A 26,820-nucleotide genomic window follows, 5' to 3' on the forward strand; every position below is an offset into this window, starting at 1 on the left:
GCGTTGTCGGCGGCGATGATGAAGTCGCACATCATCGCCAGCTCGCAGCCGCCGCCCAGCGCAAAGCCCGACACGGCCGCGATCACCGGCTTGCGTATGCTGCGAATGGTTTCCCAGTTGCGCGTGATGTAGTCGCCCTTATAGGCATCGACAAAGCTGTACTTTGCCATCGCGCCGATGTCGGCGCCCGCGGCAAACGCCTTTTCGCTGCCGGTGATGATGACGCAGCCGATGTTGCCGTCGGCATCGAACGCCTGCAGCGCCGCGCCCAGCTCGGTCATGAGCTGTTCGTTCAAGGCATTGAGCTGCTTGGGGCGGTTGAGGGTGATGACGCCGACTTTGTCGGCTTCGGTGCGAACTTCCAGCATTTCGTAGGCCAAGGGAATATCTCCGGTAGTAGTTGTATTGCCACTATACCCAAGGCCGGGCAGGGGGGCTGTCACCGTTTCGTCGCCTTGCGGCCGGCTCAGGGCAGCACTTCGTCGGTGATGGCCGGCTCGTCGCGCAGCCAGCGGCGCGCGAGCACGTTGTCGGTGATCGCCAGGCCGATATTGGCCACCGGCGCATCGGCCTCGCTGAGCGTCAGCGGCAGGCGCAGCAACTGCTGGTCGCGCGCAATCAGCGCCTTGAGCGCGCTCGCCTGGCCGGCGTAGAACGCCAGGTCCTCGAGCTTGGCAATGCGCCAGGCCGCGCCGCTTTCCAGTTCGATTCCCAGCCATTCGTCGCCGGCCATGAAACCCGCGCGCTCGGCCAGGCCGCCGCGCAGCACGGCCTTGATCTGCACGCTGTGGTTCTCCTGCACGCGCAGGCCCAGGCGCTGCGCGGGCTGGGGCGGCTCGGCCTGCAGGCGCACGCCGTGCACGGCCAGCAGCTCGGCCAGCGGCAGGTCCTGCGTGCCATGCACCCATTGCGCCAGTTCGGGTGCAAAGCTGCGGCCCGCGAGCTGCTCGAACACGGCCAGCACGTCGGCTTCGCTCATAGGCCCCGCGTCGCAGCGCTGCCACAGCGCGCGCATCACGGCGTCCAGCGTGCTGCGGTCGTCGCGGCGCAGGCTCAGGTCCAGGCACAGCGCCACCAGCGCGCCCTTGGTGTAGTAGCTCACGGTGCTGTTGGCCGTGTTCTCGTCCTGGCGGTAGTACTTGACCCAGGCGTCGAAGCTCGACTGCGCGACGCTTTGCACCGCGCGCCCCGGCGTCTGCAGCACCTGGTTGATGGTCTTGGTGATCAGCTTGAGGTAGCGCGCCTCGTCGATCAGGCCCGCGCGCAGCAGCAGCAGATCGTCGTAATAGCTGGTGAAGCCTTCGAAGAACCACAGCAGCTCGGTGTAGTTCTCGCGATCGTAGTCATAGCGCGCGAACGCGTCGGGACGCAGGCGCTTGACGTTCCAGGTGTGGAAGTATTCGTGGCTGATCAGGCCCAGCAGCGTGGTGTAGCCGTCGCTGGTCTTGCTGTCGCCCACGCGCGGCAGGTCGCGGCGGTTGCAGATCAGCGCCGTGGAGTTGCGGTGTTCGAGCCCGCCATAGCCGTCGTTGACGACATTGAGCATGAACACATAGCGGCTGTGCGGCGCGCCTTGCCAGAAGGCGATCGCGGCTGCGCAGATCTTGCGGCTGTCTTCGAGCAGCCGTTCATGGTCGAAGGATTCGGCCGCGCCGGCAACGACAAACTGGTGGCGCACGCCGCCGGCCTCGAAGAAACCGCTCCAGAAGCTGCCCATCTCCACAGGGCAGTCGACCAGCTCGTCGTAGTTGCCCGCACGGTACAGGCCAAAGCCCTGGGCGTCGACGCGCGCCGGCGTGAGCCCGGTGGCAATCGACCAGCCGGCGGTCGCGGCCGTGGCCGCGACTTCGAGGCTGTGCGGCGTGTCTTCCTGGCCGATCACGCGCAGGCACAGGCTGGTGCCGTTGAAGAAGCCGCGCTGCGCATCGAGCCAGGCGGTGCGCACCGAGTTGTCATAGGCGCAGACCTGATAGCTCAGCGTCAGCGGCACGCCGGCCGCGCAGTCGATCTGCCAGCGCTGCTTGTCGAGCTGGCGCACGGCGACGGCTTCGCCCGCCTGCGTTGCCTGCAGGCCTTGCAGGTTCTTGGCGAACTCGCGCACCAGATAGCTGCCCGGAATCCAGACCGGCAGCGCGACCTGCTGCTGCGCGGTCGGGGCCTGCACGCGCAGCTCGATCGCGAACAGATGGGCGTGCAGGTCCTGCGCGCTGACGTGATAGTGAACGTCGGCAGGAAGGGTGGCGGGGGCGGCAGGGTGCTTGGTGGGCATGGCGTGATGGTTAGGCGCAGGGCCCCTGGACGCATGCAATGCCGTGCCCGGAGCCGCGGGGAGAAAAGGCGCTGGGCGCTCGCGCGCCCGGCGATCATTGGGCCGAGAGGTGCTTTTCGACGTCGGCGGCGCTGATCGCGCCCGGCACGCGCGCGTTGTTGGCGAAGATCAGCGTCGGCGTGCCGGTGATCTTGTACTTGCGGCCGAACGCCAGATTGCGCTGCAGCGCCGCGGTGTCGCAGCTCGCCGGCGGCGTGGCCTTGTCGCGCAGCATCAGGTCATGCCAGGCCTGTACCTTGTCCTTGGCGCACCAGATGTTGCGCGACTTCTCGGCCGAATCGGGGCTCAGGATGGGGTAGAGGAACAGGTGGATGGTGACGTTGTCGACTTTCTGCAGGTCGCGTTCGAAGCGCTTGCAGTAGCCGCAGTTCGGGTCTTCGAACACCGCCATCTTGCGCGCGCCGTTGCCGCGCACGATGGTGAACGCATCCTTGAGCGGCAGCGCTGCGAAGTCGACCGACGTCAGCTGGTTGATGCGGTCCTCGGTCAGGTTGCGCCGCGCCTTGGTGTCTATCAGTTCGCCCTGGATCAGGTAGTTGCCCTTGGCATCCGTGTAGAACAGGTCGGTGCCTATGCGCACTTCGAACAGCCCGGCCATGGGCGTGGGCCGCACTTCCTCGATCTTGTCGAGCTGGGGAATGCGCTCGGTCAGCGTCTTGCGCAGGCCGGCGTCCTGGGCCTGGGCCGTCATGCCGACGGACAAAAGAGCAGAGGCCAGCAGGGAAAAAATCAGTTTCATAGCAAGTGTTCCGTAGTCATTGAGGGGCAGGGCGCTGCAGGCCGGGGCCTGCGTCGCGCCCTCAGGCCCCGAGTCCCATGGCCTGGCGGGCCATCCAGTTCTTGATCGGGCCGCTGTGCTCGAAGCCTTTCATGCCCCAGTTGCGCAGCGCCTGCAACGGCGCCTCGCGGCGCGTGAACAGCTGCTGCAGGCCGTCCATGGCCAGTCCCATGGGAGCGAGCGCGGCCTTGCGCTCGCGCTCGTAGCGGCGCAGCAGGCGGTTGTCGCCCGTGCTGCGCCAGGCGTCGCGCTGCTGCAGCACGCGCGCCAGCGCCTGGGCATCGCCCAGGCCCAGGTTGAGACCCTGGCCGGCCAGCGGGTGGACGTTATGCGCGGCGTCGCCGACCAGCACCCAGCTGCGGCCGTCTGGCGACGCACCGCTCCAGCGGTCGGCCATGGCCTGCTGCAGCGGCCAGTTCAGGCGCTCGCTGGCCAGCGTGAGCCGGCCCAGCGCGCCCTGGCTGATGTCTTCGAGCCGCTGCGTGAATGCCTCGGGGCTGGCGTTCATCCAGGTGTCGACGTTTTCCTGGTCTATGGACCAGACCACGGCCACGGTCTGGCCTTGCGGGCCGTCGAGCGGCAGCAGCGCGAGAATGCCTTCGGGCGCCAGCCACTGGCGCGCGCTTTCGCCGTGCGGCAGCTCGCAATGCAGGCGCGTGGCAATCGCATGCTGGCCATAGGGCACGACGGAAAACTCGACACCGAACTCGGCGCGCGTGCGGCTGGCCCGGCCTTCGCAGACGGCCGTGAGCGGCGCGGCCACGGGCGCGTCGACGACTTCGACCAGCGGCTGGTAGCGCACGGCTTCGCCCAGCCGGGTTTCCAGCGCGGGCACGTCGACGATCCAGGCCAGCGCATCGACGTCCTGGGCCTGGGCATCGAAATGCACATTGCCGTCGAGATCGCCATGCACTTCCATGTGCCGCACGGCCGTCGCGTGCTGGGCGTCGGGCCAGCTGCGCAGCGAATCGAGCAGCTGGCGCGAGGCCGCGTTCAGCGCATAGGCGCGCACGTCATGGTGGCCCGCGGGCGGCGTAGGCGACGCGACCAGCGCGACGCGCAGGCGTTCACGGGCGAGCAACAGGGCCAGGGTGCGGCCGACGATGCCGGCCCCACGAATACAGATGTCAAAGGTTTGCGCCATGTTGGGGATTGTAGGAGGCTGTGTATTCCTCGGTGCCCGGCGCAGAATGCGCGCCGCAAATATTGGGAAAAATGGGAGCCATGGCTTGTATAGACAGGTCTGGGCGCAGAACGTTCCCGTGAACCGCTGTTGACGCCATGGCGGGGTTTTTGCCGGGCCTGGGCATGGAATGTTGTGCATAGAATGTCCGTGGAAGACGATGCCCGCTGGAGTTCCACCTTGCGGGCAGCGTCTCTGCGACCAGGGCCGCCAGGGCCGGAACTGGACACACCGTCCTTCATTCCAATCCCCTGCGCGGCGCTCTCGATGCGGCGGCGTTCGCACCTGCCATGGCCCTTCCCGCAAGGCCCCCGCAGGATGTGCGGCCCGCAGTTTTCTGCCGGCGGGCAATGCGCGCAAGACGCGCGGGCCCGGCCATCACCGAGGCACCTGCCTCCATTCCATTCGCTGATCAGACGCCGACACGGTCCAGTGCAGCGCTAGCTTTGCGCCTTTGCAAACGGGCCGGACTGCGATCCGTCCAGCGAACACCAAAGGAGAATTCATCATGCGCTGCAACCCACCCCGGCTTCTGGCCTGTGCAGTCCTTGGCACCCTTGCGGCCACCGTGCCCGCCTGGGCGCAATCCTCGGTATCGATCAACGGGCTGCTCGACGCCGGCGTCTATCGCGGCTTCGACGGCGTCAATCAACTGGGCACGATACAGCGCAGCAATGTGGCGATCTCGGGATTCGAAGATCTGGGCGGCGGCCTCAAAGCCGTGTTTCGCCTCGGCACGCGCCTGGAACTCGATACCGGCAACACCGAAGGCGCGGGCTTCAAGCCGTTCTGGCACGACGAATCCACCGTGGGCCTGCAGGGCAGCTGGGGCACGGTGCGCGTGGGCCGGGCGTTGACGGCAATGTGGGCCCAGGACTGGAAGTTCGATCCCTGGGCCAACTTCAACCGCATCGCCTCGCCCGCCTGGTACCAGTGGCATGCGCTCACGCCCAGCGATCCATTCGGCAACAACGGCACGGCCGAGTACGGCCGCATCAACAACGGCATCTTCTACGATTCGCCCCAGATCGCCGGTTTCACGCTGCGCCTGAGCGCTTCGCCCGAGCGCCAGACCGCGCTGGGCGCGACCGGGCGGCCCTATTCGGTGGTGGTGGAATATGACCGCCAGGCCGTGGCCGCGATGGCCGCGCTCGAGCGCAACAGCCTGGGCGACAAGAACGCCTTTCTCGCCGGCAAGTACCGCTTCGGCAGCGCGGCCGTGATGCTGGCCCACGACTTCAGCCGCAATGCGGCCAATGTCAGCGAGTCGCGCGCGACCACGCTGGGCGGCACCTACCAGATGGGCGCGACCACGCTCAAGGCCGGTTTCGGCCACCAGCGACTGAACCAGGACACCAACCGCTTCGTCTCGGTGGGCGCCGATTACGCGCTGTCCAAGCGCACCACGCTGTACGCAAGCCTTGGAAACAAGCGCGATGCGCATGTCGAATCGCGCACCGCTTTCGGTGTCGGAATGTCGCACGCATTCTGAGTGCGGCCCCGTGGCCGGCCATGCCCGCAAGGCATGGCTGGCAGGGATATGCGCCAAGCCCTTAAAATACCGGGTTTGTCCCAAGATTTCCAGAAAGCCCTGCCATGAGCCTGAAATGCGGCATCGTGGGCCTGCCCAATGTGGGCAAGTCCACCCTCTTCAATGCACTGACCAAGGCCGGCATTGCGGCCGAAAACTACCCCTTCTGCACCATCGAGCCGAATACCGGCGTGGTCGAAGTGCCTGATCCGCGGCTCAACCAGCTCGCCGAGATCATCAGCCCCGAGCGCATCGTTCCGGCCATCGTCGAGTTCGTCGACATCGCCGGCCTGGTCGCGGGCGCGAGCAAGGGTGAAGGCCTGGGCAACCAGTTCCTGGCCCACATCCGCGAAACCGACGCCATCGTCAACGTGGTGCGCTGCTTCGAGGACGACAACGTGATCCACGTGGCCGGCCGCGTCGACCCTATCTCCGACATCGAAGTCATCCAGACCGAACTGTGCCTGGCCGACATGGCCACGGTGGAGAAGGCGCTCAACCGCCACAGCAAGGCTGCGAAGTCGGGCAACGACAAGGACGCCGCCAAGCTGGTGTCGCTGCTCACTCCCATCCTGGCCGCACTCAACGAAGGCAAGCCCGCGCGCGTGGTGCCGGTCTCCAAGGAAGATGCGCCGCTGCTCAAGCAGTTCTGCCTGATCACCGCCAAGCCCGCGATGTTCGTCGGCAACGTCAGCGATGACGGCTTCGAGAACAATCCGTTGCTCGACCGCCTCAAGGAATACGCGGCCGCCCAGGGCGCGCCCGTGGTCGCCATCTGCGCCAAGATGGAAGCCGAGATGTCGGAAATGAGCGATGAGGATCGCGACATGTTCCTCGCCGAAATGGGCCAGGACGAACCCGGCCTGAACCGCCTGATCCGCGCGGGCTTCCGCCTGCTGGGCCTGCAGACCTACTTCACCGCCGGTGTGAAGGAAGTGCGCGCCTGGACCGTTCCCGTCGGTGCCACCGCACCCCAGGCCGCGGGCGTGATCCACGGCGACTTCGAGCGCGGCTTCATCCGCGCCCAGACCATTGCCTTTGACGACTTCATCGCCTACAAGGGCGAGCAGGGCGCCAAGGACGCGGGCAAGATGCGCGCCGAAGGCAAGGAATATGTGGTCAAGGACGGCGACGTGCTGAACTTCCTGTTCAACGTCTAACTTCAGACTGTTGCCTCATGCGGTTGCATGGGGCCTCAAGAAACCCCGCAAGTCATTGATTTGCGGGGTTTTTTGTTGCTTGCACTGCGCACGCCGGTATATGCGAAAGGTCAGCAACCTAGCCAAATTAAAGAGTTTTTGAATGAACGAAGCGGCCATGAAACACATGTAGGCATGTATTCCCAAGCGGAGCTCCAATTTAGTTAGATTGACCTATTTGCAGGCACTTACTATCAATTAATCCGCTCTGCTGGCGCGAAAAGACCATCTGATTGAAGTCGCCGCAGATGACGATGGGTAGATCATGAGGAACATGGCCCAGCCTCGTCTGAGTGACAGGCGTAGCACATCGCGCAAGGAATGAATTTTTTCCGGAATGTTCAAATCAATGCAGAAAAAATCTAAAAATCCCGGTGCTCGACACAACGTGTCGCAACGACCACTTATAGTTACATTCATTAAATCACTCACCAGTTTTTGAATGTCCGCTTTCCAGTCGGTAGATACAGAGTCGAAAGGCGAGAAGCTGGCCCAGCGCATTTCTCATATTCTGGCGCGGCTGCATCAAGGCGATGCGCTTGAAAAGCATCAGCTTGCCGAAGATTTTCAGGTGGATGTGCGTACGATAGAACGCGATCTCGGGGAGCGCTTGCGCGGCATTGTCGAGCGCGATGAAGATGGGCGCTGGCTTCTTGCACGGTCAGCCCGCAGCAGCATCCCCGCCAGGCACTTGCACGGATATGCGCGCCTGTCAGGAACGGAGCAGCTGTTTCCCGACAATAGTCTGCGTTATCTGCTGGAGCAGCTCCATACCCCGGAGCAGCAGCGTCCCATGCACGTGCAACCCATTGCGCAAGAAGATCTGCGCCCCCGCACGCAGGAATTTTCCCGGCTGCAGGTTGCAACCGAACTGCATCAAGTTTGCCGCTTCAGCTACAAAGCCAAGGCACGCCAGGTGCAGCCGTACCGGCTGATCCACAAAAATGGTGTTTGGTATTTGGCCGCGGAAGAGGGGGAAAAGCTGAAGAACTTCAGCGTCGCGTTGATTGAAGGCTTGCATGTCGACGAGACCAGTACCTTCCTTCCCAAGCGTGCTCACATCGACTACATCAATACTAAGGACGATGTCTGGTTCACCACCGATACCACGGAAGTCTTGCTGCGCGTGAGTCCGGAAATCGCCCATTACTTCACCCGCCGTCCCCTGCTGCCCCAGCAGCAGCACCGTGAGGACCCCGATGGTTCGATATTGGTCACTACCCATATCAACCATATCAATCAACTGCTGCCTGTCGTTCGCTACTGGTTGCCGAACGTGCGCATCGTCAAGCCGCTGGAGTGGCATGAGGCACTTATGACAGGGCTGAAAGAAGCGCAGAAGAAGTGGGCATCCGACTAAGCCCCTGTCAGATCCCGACGATAAAAACCAGATTCATGGTCATTTAGTAATCAACAATTCCAAGGCGTCAGCATGCTAAAAGCACAACAGAATTTCCTGAACTATTTGAGCGCTATTGAGTGCGCATTGCAAAAAAACCAGTCTGCTGCACTGAAGCTGGGTATAAATGTAGAGCCAATAAGCCAGTTGGCGGCGTCCATCCGCAGCAAGGAACTTCTGGTGCCGGTAGTAGGCGCATTCAGCGCAGGAAAATCCTCCCTGCTCAATGCGATTCTTGGCAATCAATTGCTGCCCGTCGCGATCACGCCCGAAACGGCCATTCCCACCGAACTGCGCCATGATGTCCGTGAGCGGCTACAGGTGTTTTTTACCGATAAACACACTGAAGAGTTACGGATCGAAAATCTACCCCAGTTGCAATCCCGCGCCGCAGAAATCGACTGCGTACGCCTGTATCTCAATAATGATGCGCTGGCTGCCCTGGCTCCCCTGGTGCTGGTTGACATGCCCGGCTTCAATTCTCCGCTGGACTCCCACAACAAGGCCATTGCCCGCTATATCGGCGAAGGCGCACATTATTTGTTTGTGGTCAGCGTGGAAGAAGGCACGCTGCACAGCTCCACCCTGAATCGCATCGATGAGATATCCCACCTGGGTCGCAGCTTCTCGATCTGCGTCAACAAGGCTGATCTGCGCACGCCCGCCGATGTGGAAGCCATTTGTGCCCACATCGGCCAGCGCCTGGAAGACGATGGCCTGGAGGCCAACGTTTGTGCAGTCAGTCAGCGCAACGCCGCATCGGTGCAGGCCATGCTTTCGAGCATCGACCCCGAGGTACTTTTCACCACGCTGTTTCAGCCAGCGCTAGAGCAGCAGCAACGTGCCCTTGACGGTGTGCTGAAAGCAGCAACAGATGGCCTGCAGCGTGATCAGGCGGACAACGACAGGCATCTGGACGAAATGACGCAAGCTTTGCTGGCGTTGCAGCAGGAGCAGAAGCAGAATACCACTGCGCTGCTTGGTGCTGACCTGGTTTCCCATACAGATGACATTCTGCAGAATGTGCGGCATCGACTTGAGCTTGCCGTCGATAGCATGGCCCAGGTCGTGCTGCGTGGCGGCCACGACGAACTGTCACGCATCGTTTCCGATGAAGTGCGCAGCGGCCTGATCGAAGGTGCCCGACTGGCAACGGACCATATGTCTGCACAGATGGTCGATGATTTCAGCCAGCGTGCTGCAAGCAGTCTGCGCCCAGAAGTCCACGTGTCGAAAGATTGGACCGACGGATTGCTGCAGCAGCTCCAATCGGAATTGCTGCCCGCTCTGCTTTCATCCATGGGCAGTATCTCCGGCAAGGGCGGCGACGTGCGTTCCCGCGTGTTGGGGGTGGCATCCGTTGTAGGCACGCTTGTGCCTCACCCGATTCTCAAGGTGGCGCTGACCTTGTTGCCCTTGGTGCTGGGAAGCGTTTTCGGGAAAGTCAGCGAAGGCCAAAAGCTCGAAAAAATCAAGGAAGCGCTGCGCAATCAGGTGCTGCCCGACATCGATAGGCGCCTGCGCCCGGAGGTTCAGCTCTTTTTGCAGTCCGCTCAGCAGCATGCGCTGAAGCTGGTTGCCGACGCCTTCGAGGAACAGATAAAGCAGCAGAAAGAAGCGCTGTCTCAGGCATCCATCGAAAGAAAAGCCGGCGGCAAGGATGCGCTCCTTGGCGCGCTTCAGCAAACACGCAGCGAGCTGAAGGCCCTCGCCGAAGACTATCTCTAAATCCAGGATTGCAGGAAAGTACCCATGACGCTTGAACAACGTGTGGAGCAGCTGGCGAGCCGTCTCCAGAAACTGAACGATCTCATCGCCCAGGAAAAATACCAAGATCTGATCAGGGGACTGCGGCTGCATACGCCGGTCTCGCAAGAAAACAAAGATTCCGACCCGCGCTCGGTGGATGAATTGCGCCAGAAATTCAAGGCTGACATTCAGCAGAGTGGGCGTCTTCGAGTCGGAATCATCGGCCGCGTGAAGGCAGGGAAATCGTCGCTGCTCAATGCGCTGCTGTTCGATGGCAAGGAAGTACTGCCCAAAGCCGCGACACCGATGACCGCATCGCTGACCGTGCTGGGTTATTCCGCGACGCCATATGCTGAGGTTGAGTTCTTTGGGCAGGACGACATCGAGAACATGCGCGAGCGCGCGCTCGACTATGACCGGGAATTCGAGCTCCGCGTAAAGGAACGACTGGAGAAAACCCAGGCCCGGGTTCCGCGCCTCGGGGCCCGCTCGGCCCAGGCCGCGCTAGACCCTGAGCGCATCAAAGCTGCCGTGCGCCGTGAACTGGATGAGGACCCAGCACTGGGCGGCAGCAAGAAGCTGTTTGACGATATCCAGAGCGCAGCTGTTCGTCCACCCAAGGCTCCTTTGCGCATCGAAGGGAAGGAGACAAAGACACTGTTGGGCAAGCTGGGCGATTACGTAGGTGCTCAGGGAAAGTTCACGCCATTCACCAAATGCATGTCGATCTACTTGCCACTGGAAGCGCTGAAGAACCTGGAAGTGGTGGACACGCCTGGTGTGAACGATCCCATCATCTCGCGCGAAAAGCGCACGTTTGACGAATTGCACAAATGCCATGCCGTATTTGTCGTCAGTCCCTCGGGGCAGTTCCTGAACCAGCAGGATTTGAATCTGATGCAACGCCTGGTCAAGCAGGATGGCGTGGAAGAAGTTTTTCTGGTTGCGAGCCAGATCGACAGCCAGATGTTCAGCAGCGTGCATGAGCAGCACAAAGGCTGTCTGCCAGATGTACTGAAAGCGCTGCATGACACCCTTGCGCAGCAGGCTCGCCAGACGCTGCCTGCTCCCCAGGAAGGCAGCAAGGGGCTGGACACGCTCAAGCATGAACTCGATTCACGTCTGGTCGTGACGTCCAGCGTAGCCTATACGCTGTCCAACCAGCCAGAAGCGACCTGGGACGACAATGCACGCCATATCCACGGCATGTTGCGCCATAGTTATCAAGCGGAATTTGCGCAGTCCATGGAAGCTGCCCGTCCGCACTTAGACTCCATTGCCGGCATCGTGCAGACCCATGCCTTGCTCGATCAGGTGCGCGGACGCAGGCAATCCATCATCGAGGGCAATCTCCAGTCGTTCCTGGATGCGCAGGAGAATGTGCTTCAGCAGCGGCTGAAACAGATTCCTGAGTTCCTTCGCAGACAGCGCGAGACCGTGGAAGCATCCGACGAGAAGATGCTGGAGCAACAGCGTCAAACCATGGGGCAAGTGTGCGTGAAGGGCGCTCGCGTGGTGGATACTGCCGTGAGCGCTGTGGCCAACGCCTTTGCATTGCGGCTGTCCGAGCACATGAATAAGGGCGTCAATACTGTGCTGCTCGGGTTGAGGAACGTTACCGAGAAAGCCAAAAGCACCGAGACCAACACTTACCGAGTTGATTCGGATGGGGCTTCTGCAAGTCTCAAGCGTGGTATCGGATGGTTGTTCAGACAGGACGATTGGGGAACGGAGCGCCGCACGGAAACCGTAGGCACCATCAGCGCCACAGCGATACGCACCGGATTGGACCGGGTGCATGCTGACCTATCCAGGAGTCTCAATGCTCCCTTGAACGCTGCACGTCAAACGCTCAGGCCAGAATTGGAGAAACGCATTCTCGGCGAATTGCGCAGCTCCAAGGATATTAACGATCACGATATCGACATCACGATACTGGCGCATTCTTGCCAGTCGGCCCTGCTTCATCTAAGGGGATTTGATGATCTCACCTTGCCGGCATTGCCTGATGAATTGCTGCAGAGCGGCACACTCAAGGGAAGCGCGGCAGAGCGCTATGTTGCTACAGCCCAAAAGTACTTCGCAAGCTTGCAAATTGCAGCCAATAAAGCAGCCCAAGAAATCACCGTGACTTTCGAGGATCGCCTCTGTACCGCAAAGATCGGAGAGCGGCTGTTTGAGAGTTTCCAGGACGAAATCCGGAAGCTGCAGCAGAAAATCAAGGAAAAGCAACTTACGCTACAGCGCTACGATAGCTTGCTTGCCGAGTTGAAGGACCTGAAATGACCGAGTCGTTGGAGCATGGTTTGTCTCCCGCACTCCAGCGACTGCAGCGATTCTGGCTATGGAAGCGCAGCGAATTGGTGCGCGAAGTTCAGCAGAAAGTTCAAGCGGCAGATGCACGCACGACGCGCTTGATCGCCGATTGCAGCGCCCTGCATGCTGATCTGGCAAAGGTGAACGCTGAGCAATTGCAACTGCAGTCTGCCCATGCAACACAGACCAGACAACTGAATGAGCGCAGCGTGGCCTACCAAAGCCTCTCTGCAGCCCATGCGCAATTGCTCGAAAAGGCGGGTGAACTTCGCCAGGAGTTTTCCGACCTGACGGCACGCCACACGGCATTGCAGACGCACCAGGAGCAAACCAGCGCGGCGTTGTGTCAATCGCAATTTGCGCACCAAACCTTAACTTCTGCCCACAAGCAGCTGCAGACAGAGCAGACGGCCCTGATGCAGCGCTTGGCTGAACGTGATGCCGAGTGTCTGCAACTTTCGGCCAAGCTTGCGGCCTTGGAGGAAACTCATGCCCAATTCCAGTCTGCATACGATGGGCTGACGATACGTCACAAGGCTTTGCAAGCTCAGCATGAGAGAACCAGCGCAGCGCTGTCGCAATCCGAGTCCGCGCTCCAGGAATTGGCGGCAGTCCACCGGCAACTGCAGACCGAGCATGCTGCTCTGCTGCAGCGATCGAATGAACGTGATGCCGAGTACCAGCAGCTGTCGATCACCTGCGACAGTCAATCGGCCCAGCTTGCAACATTGGCGCAATCGCATGCGCAACTTCAGGCCGAACATACAGGCCTAATGGGCGCCAACGAACGGGCACAGGAGCGCTATGAATTGGTGTGTTCCATCCTGAGTTGCGAGCCTGCTCACAACCCTGCGCTCCAGCGCCTCAAGGAATGGCTTGCCGCAGACTTCGTTCAATCTGTTCAACGGCTTGAACTGCCTGCCAAGGAAACTACCCATGCGCTGACCCAGGCCCAGGCCATCGCACAGCGCGTCGAATTGCTCAGCGATGCGCCCGCGCTGCGCGACAAGTTTCTTGTGGCAGTGGCGGGTGGCTTCAGCGCCGGGAAATCCTCTTTTGTCGCCAGCTTTATGGAATGCGAAGAGGCGTTGCTGCCAACGGGCATCAATCCTGTAACCGCCATTCCGACCTACGTGATGCCGGGGGAGCGTCTGGATATCAAAGGCCACACCTTCAAGGGCGGGCACACAACGCTCACACCGCAAGACTACGGCCGGCTGACGCATGAGTTCATTTCGGACATGGGTTTCAATATCAAGGAGATCATGCCCTACGTGGTGCTTCAGGCCCGCATGCCCATGTTCGAACACCTGGCCTTCATCGACATGCCCGGCTATAACTCGGCCGAGTCGGATGTCGTGGACACGGCTGCAGATCTGGAAATCGCCAGCACCACGCTGAGCGAGGCCGATGCCGTGCTCTGGCTCCTGGGCCTGGACAGCAGCGGAACCCTTCCCAACGATGAGATCACGTTCCTGCTCGAACATGTCGACGCCAGCAAGCCGCTGTATGTGGTTCTGAACAAGGCCGATTTGCGGCCCATCGGTGATGTCAGGCGGGTGATGCAGGAGGTTCGGAAGATCCTCGACAGCGAGGGTATTGCTTGCGAAGGCATCAGTGCCTATAGCGCGAGACTGAGCAAGGAACTGTGCCACCACGGTATGGGCATCGAAGACATGCTGGCGCAATGGGACCAGCATTCCTCTGCCGCTGCTGCAGTTCACAAGGAATTCGAGTTCTTGATGGATGGACTGGAGGCTGCATCGGAGGCCCAGCGGCGCAATATGCAGACGGCTCGGACGTTGCTGAAATCTCTGCAGCTCGATTTCTTTGAGCTGTCTGCGGGCCAAGAGGTCAATGCGGTAGCGTCATTTCCAGACTCCCATGATGAAAAAATGGATATCCGGACAGAGCGTTTGCGTGCGGAAGTGGAGGGCAGACTCCAGAAACTCGCACGAACGCTCAGCATCGAATCGAACGATGCGGTCACAGTTTTGGAAAATTCCCGAGAGCATGGACACGAACTATTGAGGCAAAGCTGCGGCGCGCGCAATCCGGCTGCCGCTGTAGCGCGTGGACATTGGGAGAATTGAGATGTACATGGACGAACAAGCTGCGGTCACGCACGATGACCGCTTCGACTTTGTGGCGCGAATTCTCGCAGCTGAGCCGCTATCGCACCAGGGCGTCACTGAGTTTCGTCACTTGCTGCAGGAAGACATGCGTGCCTTGCTCAGCGATGCGGAGGTGCCCAGCGCAGTTGTGGCGCAAGTGCTGTATCGCCTGCATGCCGTGGCCGATCGAATGGAGTTGATGACCAGCTCTCCTTGCGTGCTGGATAAGTGCGTAGTGGCCGTGGCCGGCGGGTTCAGCAGCGGCAAGTCCTCATTCATCTCCAGTTTCATGGACGGCGCAGCCATCAAACTGCCCGTGGGCATAGACCCGATGACTTCGATTCCCACGTATGTTGTCTCGGGCCCGCGTGGCACGATTCAGGGATACACCGACAAGGGTGGACTGATCGACATTCCTCTCGACCTGTATGCACGCCTTTCCCATCGATTTGTGCATAGCCTGGGATTCAATCTGCGCGACATACTCCCCTTTGCCGCCATTGAAACCCCACTGCGAGATCTGGAGCATGTGACATTCATCGATCTTCCAGGATATGACCCGGCGATGTCGGAAGGTGCATATACAGATGACGACAGCACGGTCGCGTTGGAGTTCCTGGCGCAGGCGCATGCGCTGATCTGGGTCATCGGCCTGGATGTCAACGGCACCATACCCAGCTCCGATCTCGATTTCCTTGGCTCTTTGCAATCGGAAAATTCCCAGGGAAAACCGCTGTACATCGTACTCAACAAGGCAGATTTGCGTCCGCCGGCGGAGCTCACTCCTGTTCTGGACAATGTACAGACATTGCTGAATGCAGAGGGCATTGCGTACGCAGGCCTGTGTGCCTATAGTTCCGCGCGCTCGACGCAGTTTCGCTACAGAGGCCAGCATCTCAAGACCTTTCTGCGTGAAATCGATCAACCGGTCAATGGGCGTGCGGATCTGTTGAAAGAGTTGAACGCCACGTTCCGCAGACTGTACGACGCCATGTCCAAAAACTCGCAAAAATCTGAGGAACTCGAAAATGCGGTCATCGCCCTGGAGCTTGATCTGCATGAGTTGGGGCTATATCGTGCCCGGCGCACGGTTTCCATGGAACAGGGCCGCGGACGTCGGCGCCCGCGAACACCGGGAGAGGTCGCGCAGTCGGCACAGGAACGGCTGGCCTATCTGAAAGAGCAGCTCCGAACCCTGGAGGTGGATGGTGCATTGGGAACGGCAAAGAGAATTGCGCAAGCCATGCGCATGGCGCTCAAAACCGTGTGATTTGCGGATTTATGAAGCAGATCTATTTGCCCGGTTGACCATGCCAGTCCCCGCACTTCCACGGCACTACCACTGCCCATCCTGCAGCTGGTGCATAACAACCTCTGCGCGCAGCGATGTGCTGATTCCAGGTCGCGACCATTTCTTTTCCTGCCCCAGGTGCGGACATGCGCCGCTGGATTCCCGCGCCGTGACCGGCATGCCTGCAGGAATGGCGCAGCTGATCAGCCGCGTGCAGCAGTGGCTCAAACGTTGACAAGCAGCCAGGGACAACCGCGACATCGGACTAGAAAATCATGACGGAACCTATATCCTCATCAACACTTTCGCCCACGCTGGCTGCATTGTTCCAGCGTCACCAGTCCCAGATTGCCCGGCAACGCACACCGTTTACGCTGCGCATGCATCGTGCGCTGAGCTGGCTGCAACGTGCCGAATCTGCAGCCGCAGACAACGATGTTGCGTTTATTTTCCAGTGGATAGCATTCAACGCGGCCTATGCGCAGGATCTGGGCGAGGGTAGCGGGGCGGTGGCCTCGGAGCGGCAGACATTCCGCAACTTCATTGCCGATGTGTGCGTGCTGGATAAGAGCAAGACGCTTTCGGCGCTCGTATGGCAGGTGTTCCCGGGGCCGATTCGCCTGCTGCTGGACAACCAGTATGTCTTCCAACCGTTCTGGGATGCACTGAACCATCCGCGCAGCGATGGCACTACGCCAGATCATTGGCGTGAAGCTTTTGACGACGCGCGCCAGCGCGTTCACCGGGCGCTGGCGCAGCAGGATACCGAGCGGGTTCTGTACGAGATTTTTGTGCGTCTTTACACGCTGCGCAACCAGTTGATGCACGGCGGATCGACGTGGAACAGCTCGGTCAACCGCGCACAGGTGCGCGATGGTCGCGCCCTGTTGACTCGGATTCTGCCGGTGGTGCTGGAGGTCATGATGGACCATCCGGCGCGGTTCGAGGGGCGTCCGTTTTATCCCGTGGTGCAGGAATAGGCGGCTGCTTTCAGAACCTTGTCCGTCACAAGGCATGGGGGCCATGCTGCGGCAGCCTCGTTGTCCGCGCGCTCACTTGGGCAGCAGCACCTTGTCGATCACATGGATCACGCCGTTGGACTGGTAGACATCGGCGATGGTCACCGTGGCCATGCCGCCCTTTTCATCGCTGAGCATGATCTTGGAGCCATTCGACTTGGCGACCAGCGTGCCGCCGCTGACGGTCTTGATGCTGGCCATGCCCTTGCCGTCCTTGATCATCTTGGACAGCGCTGCGGCATCCCATTTGCCGGCCACCACGTGGTAGGTCAGGATGTTGGTGAGCGCAGGTTTGTTCTCGGGCTTGAGCAGGGTGTCGACGGTGCCGGCGGGCAGGGCGTCGAAGGCGGCGTTGGTGGGAGCAAACACGGTGAACGGGCCGGGGCTCTTGAGCGTATCGACCAGGCCTGCGGCCTTGACCGCGGCCACCAGGGTCGTGTGGTCCTTGGAGTTGACCGCGTTGTCGATGATGTCCTTGGAGGCGAGCATGGGCGCGCCGCCGACCATCACATCCGCCATGGCGGCGACGGACGCTGCTGACATCACGAGGGCGAGACTGAACGAGGCGATCTTGCGGGTGGTTTGGGTCGATGTCATGGAAGGCTCCTTGGGTTGAATGAACAGCCAAATCGATTCGGCTGAAATGAATACGCAGCGACCCCGCGGCCTGGATTCAATAATTTTTCGGAAAATCACGCGGCGTGCCGGCAACGCCCGGGAATCCAGTACGCGCTGAATATTTTTCAAAATAGGTGAATCCAATCTCCTTGCTTGCTGCGTATCCAGTAGCAGCAAGGGATGCCGGCTTCTTTCCGGACAGGTGTGAACCTCTTCGATGCGGACATTTCTTGCCACACCGTGTGCTCTCAGCCGAAGGCGCACTCTCACGTTGGTACTCGCGTTCGACGCGAATCGAGAGGAATTTCCATGTCCGACGAATCAGTGTTGATAGGTGTCTTGCAAAAACGCGCGCAGAAGCTCGAAGATCGGCGCCATTTCTTCAGAAAGACCGGTGGCATGGCCGTCGGCATGGCGGGCGGCGCGATATTGACCGCCTGCGGCGGCGGCGGCGGTGATGCCATTGCCCAGGCCTCGGGGCCCACCGATGAAGAGATCCTGAACTTCGCGCTCAACCTGGAGTATCTGGAGTCGCAGTTCTATTACTACGCGGTGTTCGGCACCGGCCTGCCCGCCAATCTGCAAGGCGGCGTGGGCACGCAAGGCGCGGTCGTGGGCGGACGTGCCGTGTCCTTCCGTGATCCCGTGGTGGCCCAGTACGCCAAGGAAATCGCCCAGGACGAGCTGGCCCATGTGGAGTTTCTGCGCAAGGCGCTGGGCGCGGCGGCCGTGGCCCAGCCGCGCATCGACATCGGCGGCACGGACCCGAACGGCGCGTTTTCCGTGGCGGCGCGCGCCGCGGGCCTGGTCGGGCCGGGCGTGGCCTTCGATCCCTATGCGAGCGACGAGAACTTCCTGCTGGGCGCGTTCATCTTCGAGGACGTGGGCGTGACGGCCTACAAGGGCGCCGCGCCGCTGATCACCAACAAGACCTACCTTGAAGCTGCGGCCGGCATCCTGGCGGCCGAGGCCTATCACGCGGGTCTGGTGCGCACCGTGCTGTATGCCAAGGGGCTGGCAACGCCCGCATTGCGCGATGCGGCGGGCGCCATTTCCAATGCGCGCGACAGCCTCGACGGCTCCACCGATGCGGACCAGGGCATCACGGGCGACGCGACGACGTCCAACATCGTGCCCCTCGACGCCAACGGCATCGCCTACAGCCGCTCGCCGGGCGATGTGCTGAACATCGTCTACCTGAACAAGGACGCGGCGTCCAAGGGCGGGTTCTTCCCTGCAGGTGTCAATGGTTCGCTGGTGATGAGCAGCGCCTACGCCTGATGGCCGTGGCGGTCCGCCTGCGGGCGGACCATGGGTACGCACAAGTGTTGGTAGAAAAGGAGTTTTCCATGGCTTTCTCTTTCAGCCCTTCGTCACACAAGCCAGCGTCAAGGCGGTTGCGGTCCGTCACCATTGCCCGCCGCTGCGTGGGCGGCCTGATCATGCTGGCCGGTGCAAGCATTCTCACCATGGACATGATTGCGCTGGCTTCGGGCGCCCAGCACGCGCCCGCGTCTTCGCCCGCAGCGCGCAGCCTGGGTCCGCAATAAGCGCAGCCGGCCATGGATACCGTTGCCTGCGCAGACGCCGCCATGGAGCGCGGCGCCAACATTTCCCCGGGCCGGGATGCCCCGGTCTTTGCCAGCCTGCCGCAGGTGCACCGCAGCGTGCCGGTGCCGCGCGGCGCGGGCGCAACGCTCAACGCCAGGCGCGCGCTGGCCTTCGCCGGGCCGGGCTACATGGTGGCCGTGGGCTACATGGACCCGGGCAACTGGGCCACTTCTATCGCGGGCGGCTCGCAGTTCGGCTACGCGCTGCTGGCGGTGATCTTCGCTTCCAATCTGATGGCCATGCTGTTCCAGGCCGCGGCCGTGCGGCTGGGACTGGCCAGCGGCCGCGATCTGGCCCAGGCCTGCAGGGAGCAGTTCTCGCCGCGCATCAATCTGCTGCTGTGGTTCTTCTGCGAGATCGCGATCGTGGCCTGCAATCTGGCTGAAGTGCTGGGCATGGCCATAGGCCTGAACCTGCTGTTCGGCCTGCCGCTGATCGCGGGCGTGTGCATCACCGTGGTCGATGTGATGCTGATACTGGCGCTGCAAAGCCGCGGCTTTCGCTGCCTCGAGTCGGTGGTGATAGGCCTGGTGGCGCTGATAGGCCTGTGCTTTGCGGCGCAGCTGGTGTGGCTGCATCCACCGCTGGCCAGCGTGCTCGCGGGCTTCGTGCCGCGCGCGGAAATCGTCACCAATCCAGAGATGCTGTATCTGGCCGTGGGCATAGTCGGCGCCACCGTGATGCCGCACAACCTCTATCTGCATTCGGCCATCGTGCAGACGCGCGCGCACGACAAGAGCCTTGCCGGCACGCGCCAGGCGATACGCTACGCGACGCTCGATTCCACCGTCGCGCTGGGGCTGGCGCTGTTCGTCAACGCCGCCATCCTGGTCGTGGCCGCGGGCGCATTCAACCGCCCCGGCCAGGCGCCGGTGACCGAGCTTTCAGAGGCCTATCACCTGCTGTCGCCGCTGCTGGGTGTGGGCATGGCCAGCGCGGTGTTCGGCGTGGCGCTGCTGGCCTCGGGCCTGAGCTCCTCGGTCACGGGCACCCTGGCCGGGCAGATCGTGATGGAAGGCTTTCTGCAGATACGGCTGTCGCCCGCCTGGCGCGCGCTGCTGACGCGGCTGATCGCCATCGTTCCCGCGGTGATTGCCACGGCCTGGTATGGCAGCGCGGGCGCGAGTGCCCTGCTGGTTTTCAGCCAGGTGGTGCTGAGCCTGCAGTTGCCGTTCGCCATCGTGCCGCTGCTGCTGTTCACCACGCGCCGCAAGGTGCTGGGCGAGCTGTGCTTCGGGCGCAGGATGTCGATTGCGCTGTGGGGCTGCGCCGCCGTGGTGGTCTCGCTCAATCTGTGGATGCTGCAGCGGCTTTTCTGGGCCTGAGGCCCTGCCGCTTCAGCCGTGGCGCTTCTTGTCGGCGCACGCAAAGCCGAAGATCACCAGGCCACCCAGCGCCAGCAGCATGCCGACCCAGCCCGTCGATTCCCAGCCCAGGCCCAGCGAGATGGTGATGCCGCCCAGCCAGGCGCCCAGCGCGTTGGCGAGATTGAACGCCGAGTGGTTGAGCGCCGCGGCCAGGGTCTGGGCCTCGCCTGCGACATCCATCAGCCGGATCTGCAGGGCCGGGCCCAAGGCAACGGCCGTGCCCACGAGCAGCACATTGAACGAGCCCAGCCACAGATGGTGGGAAGTGAAGCAGAACAGCAGCAGCACCGCGCCCGACCAGGCGAGCATGCCGCCAATGGTGGGCATCAGCGCCTTGTCGGCGAGGCGCGAGCCGACCAGATTGCCGGCCACCATGCCCACGCCGAACAGCGCCAGAACGAAAGGCACGCCCTGCTCGGGCAGGCCCGCAAGATTCATCAGCGTGGGCTTGACGTAGCTGAATACCGAGAACATGCCGCCAAAGCCTATCGCCGCAATGCCCAGCGTGAGCCATACCTGCTTGCTGCGCAGCGCGCCCAGTTCGCGCCAGGGGCTGGCGTCGGCGGGCGCGGGCAGGGCGGGAATCCAGCGCCAGACCAGGGCCACCGCGAGCACCGCGATCGCACCGACCAGGGCAAACGCCGCGCGCCAGCCCAGCCACTGGCCCAGGCCCGCGGCCAGCGGCACGCCGACCAGCGTGGCAATGGTCAGTCCCAGCATCACATAGCCCACGGCCTGGGCGCGCCGCCCGGGCGGCGCCAGATGCGCGGCGACCAGCGCCGCGACGCCGAAGTAGGTGCCGTGCGGCAAACCGCTGAAAAAGCGCATCAGCACCATGTTGGCATAGCCCGGCACCACGGCGCTGGCGAAATTGCCGATCGCGTAGAGCAGCATCAGCGCCATCAGCAACTGGCGGCGCGGCATGCGCGCGCCCAGCACCGCGAGCACCGGCGCGCCTATCACCACGCCCAGCGCATAGGCGCTGATCAGATGGCCTGCGGTTGGAATGGAGACGCCCAGGTCCTGCGCGGCATCGGGCAGCAGTCCCATGATGACGAATTCGCCCGTGCCTATGCTGAAGCCGCCCACGCCCAGCGCAAGCAGGGCCTTGAGAAACGAGCGATCGGCGCTGCCGGCCACGCTTGGCGAAAGGGTTGTGACGGGACTGTTCATGTGCGGGAAAGACGAGAGGCTCCGGCCGCGCGAAACCGGTATCAGATGCGGGCGGCAAGGCAGAAAGGGACGCCCGCAGCGCAACGCGCCACGGGCTATTCGCAAGTTTACATTTGCCTGGGGATTACCCTTGGAGGTCGGCGCTGGACGACTGCGTTGTCTTCAGGGGCAAAACGCCTCACTCGGGCAGGCCATCGACATCCTGCGCGCCGGGCACCAGCCGCTCGCGCAAGGTACGCAGGATTTCCGCGGACAGCGCGGGATTGCCCGCCGCGGTCGCGCGCGCCAGCACCAGCGCGCCTATCATGCTGCTGAGCATGACCATGGTCTGGGCGCGCTTTTCCGCCGGCTCGCCTTCGAGCACGCGCATGAAGCGCTGGATATTGCGCTCCACGCCCTGGGCAAACACTTCGGACATTTCAGGGCCGGCGCGCGCTGCGTCGGTGGCGAGCGCGGCCGCGGGACAGCCTTCGCCGGGATGGTCGCGGTGATTGACCGAAAGGTAGCTGTCGACCATGGCCTGGAGCTTGGCGGTCGCGGACGCGTTGCCATCCTGCTCGAGGCCGTCGAGCGGCGTGATGGTCCACTCGAAAGCGCGCAGGCAGGCTTCTCGCGCCAGCGCGTCCTTGGATGCGAAATGCCGGTACAGGCCGCCATGCGTGAGACCGGCATCGCGCGTGATCTCCGCGACGCCGACGCCGCTGAGCCCTTTTTCGCGGTACAGACGGGCAGCGGCGTCGACTATGCCTGCGCGGTTTTCTGCGGCTTGGGTTTTGCTGACCTTCATGGCTTAGATGATACCCATCATCAAAAATAAATTATGATGATTGCCGTCATCAATAGAGCCTGGCCCGGCATGACATGGGCCGGGCGCGTGAAAGGTGTTGTATGGGTCGACGTGTCGTAATCACCGGTTTGGGGCTGGTTTCTCCTTTGGGCGCCAATGTGGAGCTGGCCTGGCAGCGACTGCTTGCCGGGCAGTCGGGCCTGCGCGCGCTCGATCCCGCGATCAGTGCCGGCACGGGCGCGGCCGTCGCGGGACGTGTGCCGGGGCTCGATGAAGACCCCGAGGCGGGCTGGAATCCCGAAGCCGTGATTTCTGCCAAGGAACTGCGCCGGCTCGACCGCTTCACGGCGTTCGCGCTGGGCGCGGCCGACCAGGCGCTCGCGCATGCGCAGTGGCAGGATGCCACGGCGGCGCAAAAGGAGCGCGCCGCGACCATCATAGGCTCGGGCGTGGGCGGCTTCGGCACCATCGTCGACGCCGTGCGCACCACCGACGGCAAGGGGCCGCAGCGGCTGTCGCCGTTCACGGTGCCGGCATTTCTCGCGAATCTCGCCGCCGGCCAGGTATCGATACGCCACCAGTTGCAAGGCCCGATAGGCGCGCCGGTCACGGCCTGCGCCGCGAGCATCCAGGCCATGGGCGATGCGGCGCGGCTGATACGCAGCGACGAAGCCGACATGGCCTTGTGCGGCGGCAGCGAAGCCACCATCGATCGCGTGGCCCTGGGCAGCTTTGCCGCGGCCAAGGCGCTGTCGAATTCGGGCGCCGACAACCCGGCAACGGCGTCGCGGCCGTTCGATGCGGCGCGCGACGGCTTCGTGATGGCCGAGGGCGCGGGCCTGCTGGTGCTCGAATCGCTCGAACATGCGTTGGCGCGCGGCGCGACGCCTTTGGCCGAAGTCGTGGGCTATGGCACATCGGCCGATGCCTACCATGTGACTTCGGGCCCCGAAGACGGCTCGGGCGCGGCGCGTTCCATGCTGGCCGCATTGCGCCAGTCCGGGCTGCAGCCCGGCGACATCCAGCACCTGAATGCCCATGCGACGTCCACGCCCGTGGGCGACAAGGGCGAGCTCGCAGCCATTCGCAAGGTGTTCGGCACGGGCCGGGGCCCTTCGATCACGGCGACGAAATCGGCGCTGGGCCACATGCTGGGCGCGGCTGGCGGCGCGGCCGCGATCTTCACGGTGCTCGCCTTGCGCGACCAGATCGTTCCTCCGGTGCTCAACCTCGAGAACCCCGATCCCCTGGCCCAAGGCCTGGACCTGGTCATGGGCCAGGCCAGGCCCCAGGCCATAGAGCACGCGATGCTCAACGGCTTTGGTTTCGGCGGCGTCAATGCGACGCTGATCCTGAAGCGATTCGCGCACTGATCGCGTCCGCCGCGCTCTGCGGACGGCGCAGCATGAAGACCACGGCGGCGGCCGTCAGCACGGCCAGACCCGCGAGCAGCTGCAGCACCTGGATGAAGGCTTGGGCATAGCTTTGCGCCAGCAGCGCGGCCTGCGGGCCCAGCAGCGCCGCGCCCGCCTGCAGCTCGCCCAGCGCCGCGCGCCCCGATGCCTCGAGCAGGGCCTGGGGTGGGACCGATGCGCCGATCTGCGCGGCCAGCCGCTGCTGTATCAGCCCGGCGAGCAGCGCGCTGACCACGGCGATCGCCACGCCGTCGGCGCTCACGCGCACGGTGTTGAACAGCCCCGTCGCCATGCCCACGCGCTCGGGCGCGACGCCGCTCACCGCGAGACCATCCATCAATCCCCAGGGCAGGCCTATGCCCACGCCTATCAGCAGCAGCGGCGCGTGCAGTGCCGCGCCTGCGCCCTGGCCGAACGCCTGGGCCAGCCAGGCCAGCCCCGCGCCGACCAGCAGCAGGCCCGCGCCCGACAGCGTGCCCGGCGCAAACCAGCGCGTGAGCAGCGCGGCGGCGAAGGGCACGACCAGCAGCGGCGCCGCGAGCCAGACCATCATCTGTCCGGCCTGCAGCGCGCCGTAGCCGTCTATGCCTATGAAACGGCTGGGCAGCAGCACGATCAGCACGATGAACAGAAAGGCCGGCGACGCGGCCAGCGCCTGCACGCCCAGCACGCCGGGGTCGCGCAGAAAATCCAGTTCGAGCATGGGACGCGCGGCGCGCTTTTCAATGGCCGCGAACGCGGCGAACATCGCGGCGCTGGCCAGCAGGCAGGCAATGACCGTGGCATCGCCCCAGCCTTGTTCGGGCACCAGCAGCATGCCGTAGGTGAACAGTCCCAGCGCCAGCGTGAAGCTGATCGCGCCGGGCCAGTCGAGCCCGCCCCGGGCCGCGGGGAGATCGCGCGAAGCGCTGGCCGCGACCAGCAGCCAGCCGAGCACGCCGACCACGCCGGTCGCGTGGAACACGCCTTGCCAGCTGCTGATTTCCACCAGCCAGCCCGAGATCAGCGGGCCGAACGCCAGGCCCAGGCCGAACGTCGTGCCCAGCAGGCTGAAAGCGCGGGCCCGCGCCCGGCCTTCGAACAGCGGCGCGAGCGAGGACATGGCGGCGGCGAAGGCCGCGGCGCCGCCCAGACCCTGCAGCAGGCGCAGCAGATCGATCCACAGCACGCTGGGCGCGAAGGGAATGGCGAAGGTGCACAGGCAGAACCAGGCCAGGCCGATCAGCCAGATGCGCCGCCGTCCATGGAGATCGGTCAGGCTGCCGGCGACCATCATCGCGCCGCCATAGCTCAGGATGTAGCCGTTCATGATCCAGGCCAGTTGCGCGGAGCTGCCGCCCAGTTCGTGGCTGATCGCGGGCAGCACCACGGCCGGGCCCGTGAAGCACAGCGGGATCAGCAGGGCGGTGAGGCAGGCGGCCAGCAGCTGCAGCCAGCGCAGGGCTGCAGGGGAAAAAATCGAAGACATGAAGAAATTTCGCCAGAGAATTTGCAGGGATTGCCGGCAGCGCGCAGGCGCTGCAGCAGCAGAGGGCCGTAGGTTAGGCGTGCATGGGTAAAAGAAAAACCGGCTACATTTCCGAATACTTAGGACATGGATGTCTTGAATAGAGCAATGTCATGATGGAAAACCTGGGCAGCATCGGTATCTTTGTGCGCGTCGCCGAACGCCTGGGCTTTTCGGCCGTGGCGCGCGATCTGGGGGTTTCGCCTTCGGCCGTGGGCAAGGCCGTGGCGCGGCTCGAAGAGCGGCTGGGCGTGCGCCTGTTTCACCGCAGCACGCGCACGCTGGCGCTGACGGCCGAAGGCGAGAAATTCCTCGAACGCTGCCGCCGCATCCTGTGCGAAGTCGAGGCCGCGGAACTCGAGATGACCCAGGCCAGCGCCGCGCCGCGCGGCAAGCTGCGCGTGAGCCTGCCGCGGCACAGCGGACTGTTCGAGCCCGTGATCGCCGAGTTCATGCGCCGCTATCCCGCAGTGGAACTGGACCTGGATTTTTCCGACCGCATGGTCGACGTGATCGGCGACGGCTTCGATGCCGTGGTGCGCACCGGCGTGCTTGCCGACTCCGGCCTCAAGCGCCGCCGCCTGGGCAGCTTCCGGCGCGTGCTGGTCGGCTCGCCCGACTACTTTGCCGCGCATGGCCGGCCGCAAAGCCCGGCCGAACTGCAGTCGCATATCTGCCTGCATTACCGCTATCCCAGCACGGGCCGGCTCGAGGCCTGGCCGCTGCCGCCCGCACCCGATGAAGCCCTGCCCGAGCTGCCGCAGTCGCTGGTCTGCAACAGCGTTGAAATGCGCATCCACCTGGCTTTGCACGGCCAGGGCATTGCCTGCCTGCCCGATTTCATTGCCGCGCCGCACCTGCGCGCGGGCCGGCTGCAGACGGTGCTCGACGACTGCAGCGGCGACAGCGGCGTGATGTGGATTCTGTGGCCCGCGAGCCGCGATCTCTCTCCCAAGCTGCGCGCGTTCATCGACTGCCTCAGCGCCAATGTTCTGCGCTGATTCAGCGCGCCGGCCGGGCCGCAGCCAATAGCCAAAGCAGCACGCAGACTGCGAGCGCCGCGCCGAAGTTGTAGCCCATTCCCGCGACAAACGCCGCGCTGTAGCGCTCGGCCTGGCCCGCAGCGCCGGCATCCGCCGCGAGCGCTGCGCCGAACAGCATGCCGACCACGGCCACGCCCAGCGCGGCGCCGATCTGCTGCAGCGTCGCGATCACGCCCGAAGCCATGCCGGCCTGGGCAGCGGGAACCAAGGCCAGCACCAGATTCAGCAGCGGCGTCATGATCAGCCCCTGGCCGGCGCCGACCACGATCAGCAAGGGAATCAGCTGCACCGGCGCCAGCGCCGCACCCGCGACTGCGACCTGGGCGATCAGCAGGCCTGTCGACAGCGCATACGCCACGGCGCCGGCGACGATGGCGCGCGCGCCCCAGCG

At 63.3% G+C, this 26,820-nt stretch carries 21 protein-coding genes and 1 pseudogene; 13 read left to right on the top strand and 9 right to left on the bottom strand.

Features of this window, described 5'->3' with window-relative positions; translation table 11 throughout:
- The 4 genes from RR928_RS16445 to RR928_RS16460 all read right to left on the bottom strand — a co-directional run.
- A partial coding sequence (locus RR928_RS16445; RefSeq protein ID WP_332683370.1) for an enoyl-CoA hydratase-related protein occupies positions 1–380 on the bottom strand: 380 nt, incomplete at its 3' end.
- Positions 381–466: 86 nt separating this feature from the next.
- The gene (locus RR928_RS16450) at positions 467–2,269 is read right to left on the bottom strand and encodes a M61 family metallopeptidase (protein WP_332683372.1); all 1,803 of its coding nucleotides are present in this window, start codon (positions 2,267–2,269) and stop codon (positions 467–469) included.
- Positions 2,270–2,363: 94 nt separating this feature from the next.
- Complete coding sequence (locus RR928_RS16455; protein WP_332539821.1) at positions 2,364–3,068, bottom strand: DsbC family protein; 705 nt, start codon at positions 3,066–3,068, stop codon at positions 2,364–2,366.
- Positions 3,069–3,129: 61 nt separating this feature from the next.
- The gene (locus RR928_RS16460; RefSeq protein WP_332683374.1) at positions 3,130–4,251 is read right to left on the bottom strand and encodes an FAD-dependent monooxygenase; all 1,122 of its coding nucleotides are present in this window, start codon (positions 4,249–4,251) and stop codon (positions 3,130–3,132) included.
- Positions 4,252–4,798: 547 nt separating this feature from the next.
- On the opposite strand from RR928_RS16460, the gene RR928_RS16465 reads away from it, so the two are divergent.
- The 8 genes from RR928_RS16465 (at position 4,799) to RR928_RS16500 (ending at position 16,869) form a co-directional block, all read left to right on the top strand.
- The gene (locus RR928_RS16465; protein WP_332683376.1) at positions 4,799–5,782 is read left to right on the top strand and encodes a porin; all 984 of its coding nucleotides are present in this window, start codon (positions 4,799–4,801) and stop codon (positions 5,780–5,782) included.
- Between the two features lie 104 nt (positions 5,783–5,886).
- The gene (gene ychF, locus RR928_RS16470) at positions 5,887–6,981 is read left to right on the top strand and encodes a redox-regulated ATPase YchF (protein WP_332539824.1); all 1,095 of its coding nucleotides are present in this window, start codon (positions 5,887–5,889) and stop codon (positions 6,979–6,981) included.
- Between the two features lie 481 nt (positions 6,982–7,462).
- Positions 7,463–8,380 carry a helix-turn-helix transcriptional regulator gene (locus RR928_RS16475; protein WP_332539825.1) on the top strand — a complete coding sequence of 306 codons (918 nt, stop codon included), beginning with the start codon at positions 7,463–7,465 and terminating at the stop codon, positions 8,378–8,380.
- Positions 8,381–8,452: 72 nt separating this feature from the next.
- Positions 8,453–10,147 (top strand): dynamin family protein, encoded by a 1,695-nt coding sequence (locus RR928_RS16480; protein ID WP_332547855.1) that lies wholly within the window; start codon positions 8,453–8,455, stop codon positions 10,145–10,147.
- A gap of 24 nt (positions 10,148–10,171) precedes the next feature.
- Entirely contained in the window at positions 10,172–12,454 is a 2,283-nt protein-coding gene (locus RR928_RS16485) for a dynamin family protein (protein ID WP_332547856.1), read from the top strand.
- Positions 12,451–14,577 carry a dynamin family protein gene (locus RR928_RS16490; RefSeq protein WP_332683379.1) on the top strand — a complete coding sequence of 709 codons (2,127 nt, stop codon included), beginning with the start codon at positions 12,451–12,453 and terminating at the stop codon, positions 14,575–14,577. Before RR928_RS16485 ends, RR928_RS16490 begins: the two co-directional genes overlap by 4 nt.
- A gap of 7 nt (positions 14,578–14,584) precedes the next feature.
- Complete coding sequence (locus RR928_RS16495; protein WP_332539382.1) at positions 14,585–15,868, top strand: dynamin family protein; 1,284 nt, start codon at positions 14,585–14,587, stop codon at positions 15,866–15,868.
- A 296-nt stretch (positions 15,869–16,164) separates the two neighbouring features.
- Complete coding sequence (locus RR928_RS16500; protein ID WP_332539383.1) at positions 16,165–16,869, top strand: hypothetical protein; 705 nt, start codon at positions 16,165–16,167, stop codon at positions 16,867–16,869.
- Between the two features lie 72 nt (positions 16,870–16,941).
- On the opposite strand, the gene RR928_RS16505 is transcribed toward RR928_RS16500, so the two are convergent.
- Positions 16,942–17,505 carry a fasciclin domain-containing protein gene (locus tag RR928_RS16505; protein ID WP_332539385.1) on the bottom strand — a complete coding sequence of 188 codons (564 nt, stop codon included), beginning with the start codon at positions 17,503–17,505 and terminating at the stop codon, positions 16,942–16,944.
- Between the two features lie 330 nt (positions 17,506–17,835).
- On the opposite strand from RR928_RS16505, the gene RR928_RS16510 reads away from it, so the two are divergent.
- The 3 genes from RR928_RS16510 (at position 17,836) to RR928_RS16520 (ending at position 20,462) form a co-directional block, all read left to right on the top strand.
- The gene (locus RR928_RS16510) at positions 17,836–18,807 is read left to right on the top strand and encodes a ferritin-like domain-containing protein (protein ID WP_332539387.1); all 972 of its coding nucleotides are present in this window, start codon (positions 17,836–17,838) and stop codon (positions 18,805–18,807) included.
- A gap of 68 nt (positions 18,808–18,875) precedes the next feature.
- Complete coding sequence (locus tag RR928_RS16515) at positions 18,876–19,076, top strand: hypothetical protein (protein ID WP_332539388.1); 201 nt, start codon at positions 18,876–18,878, stop codon at positions 19,074–19,076.
- Between the two features lie 12 nt (positions 19,077–19,088).
- Entirely contained in the window at positions 19,089–20,462 is a 1,374-nt protein-coding gene (locus RR928_RS16520) for an Nramp family divalent metal transporter (RefSeq protein WP_442881540.1), read from the top strand.
- A gap of 12 nt (positions 20,463–20,474) precedes the next feature.
- On the opposite strand, the gene RR928_RS16525 is transcribed toward RR928_RS16520, so the two are convergent.
- Positions 20,475–21,677 carry an MFS transporter gene (locus RR928_RS16525; protein ID WP_332539390.1) on the bottom strand — a complete coding sequence of 401 codons (1,203 nt, stop codon included), beginning with the start codon at positions 21,675–21,677 and terminating at the stop codon, positions 20,475–20,477.
- Positions 21,678–21,855: 178 nt separating this feature from the next.
- A complete protein-coding gene (locus RR928_RS16530; RefSeq protein WP_332547858.1) occupies positions 21,856–22,464 on the bottom strand; it encodes a TetR/AcrR family transcriptional regulator in 609 nt (202 codons plus the stop codon).
- 101 nt (positions 22,465–22,565) lie between these two features.
- Here RR928_RS16530 and fabF point away from each other — a divergent pair, with 101 nt between their 5' ends.
- Positions 22,566–23,837, top strand: coding sequence for a beta-ketoacyl-ACP synthase II (gene fabF / locus RR928_RS16535; RefSeq protein ID WP_332547859.1), 1,272 nt, complete (start codon positions 22,566–22,568; stop codon positions 23,835–23,837).
- On the opposite strand, the gene RR928_RS16540 is transcribed toward fabF, so the two are convergent.
- Positions 23,800–25,347: an MFS transporter gene (locus RR928_RS16540; RefSeq protein WP_332539395.1), complete on the bottom strand. Its 1,548-nt coding sequence runs from the start codon at positions 25,345–25,347 to the stop codon at positions 23,800–23,802. The genes fabF and RR928_RS16540 overlap by 38 nt on opposite strands.
- Positions 25,348–25,502: 155 nt before the next feature.
- Between RR928_RS16540 and RR928_RS16545 the strand changes: the two genes are divergently transcribed.
- The gene (locus RR928_RS16545) at positions 25,503–26,387 is read left to right on the top strand and encodes a LysR family transcriptional regulator (protein WP_332539400.1); all 885 of its coding nucleotides are present in this window, start codon (positions 25,503–25,505) and stop codon (positions 26,385–26,387) included.
- 1 nt (position 26,388) lies between these two features.
- Here the strand turns inward: RR928_RS16545 and RR928_RS16550 are convergent.
- Positions 26,389–26,820, bottom strand: a pseudogene (locus RR928_RS16550) (MFS transporter); the annotation flags it as partial.

Source organism: Comamonas sp. (genome assembly GCF_036666375.1).
Classification (GTDB): domain Bacteria; phylum Pseudomonadota; class Gammaproteobacteria; order Burkholderiales; family Burkholderiaceae_C; genus Comamonas.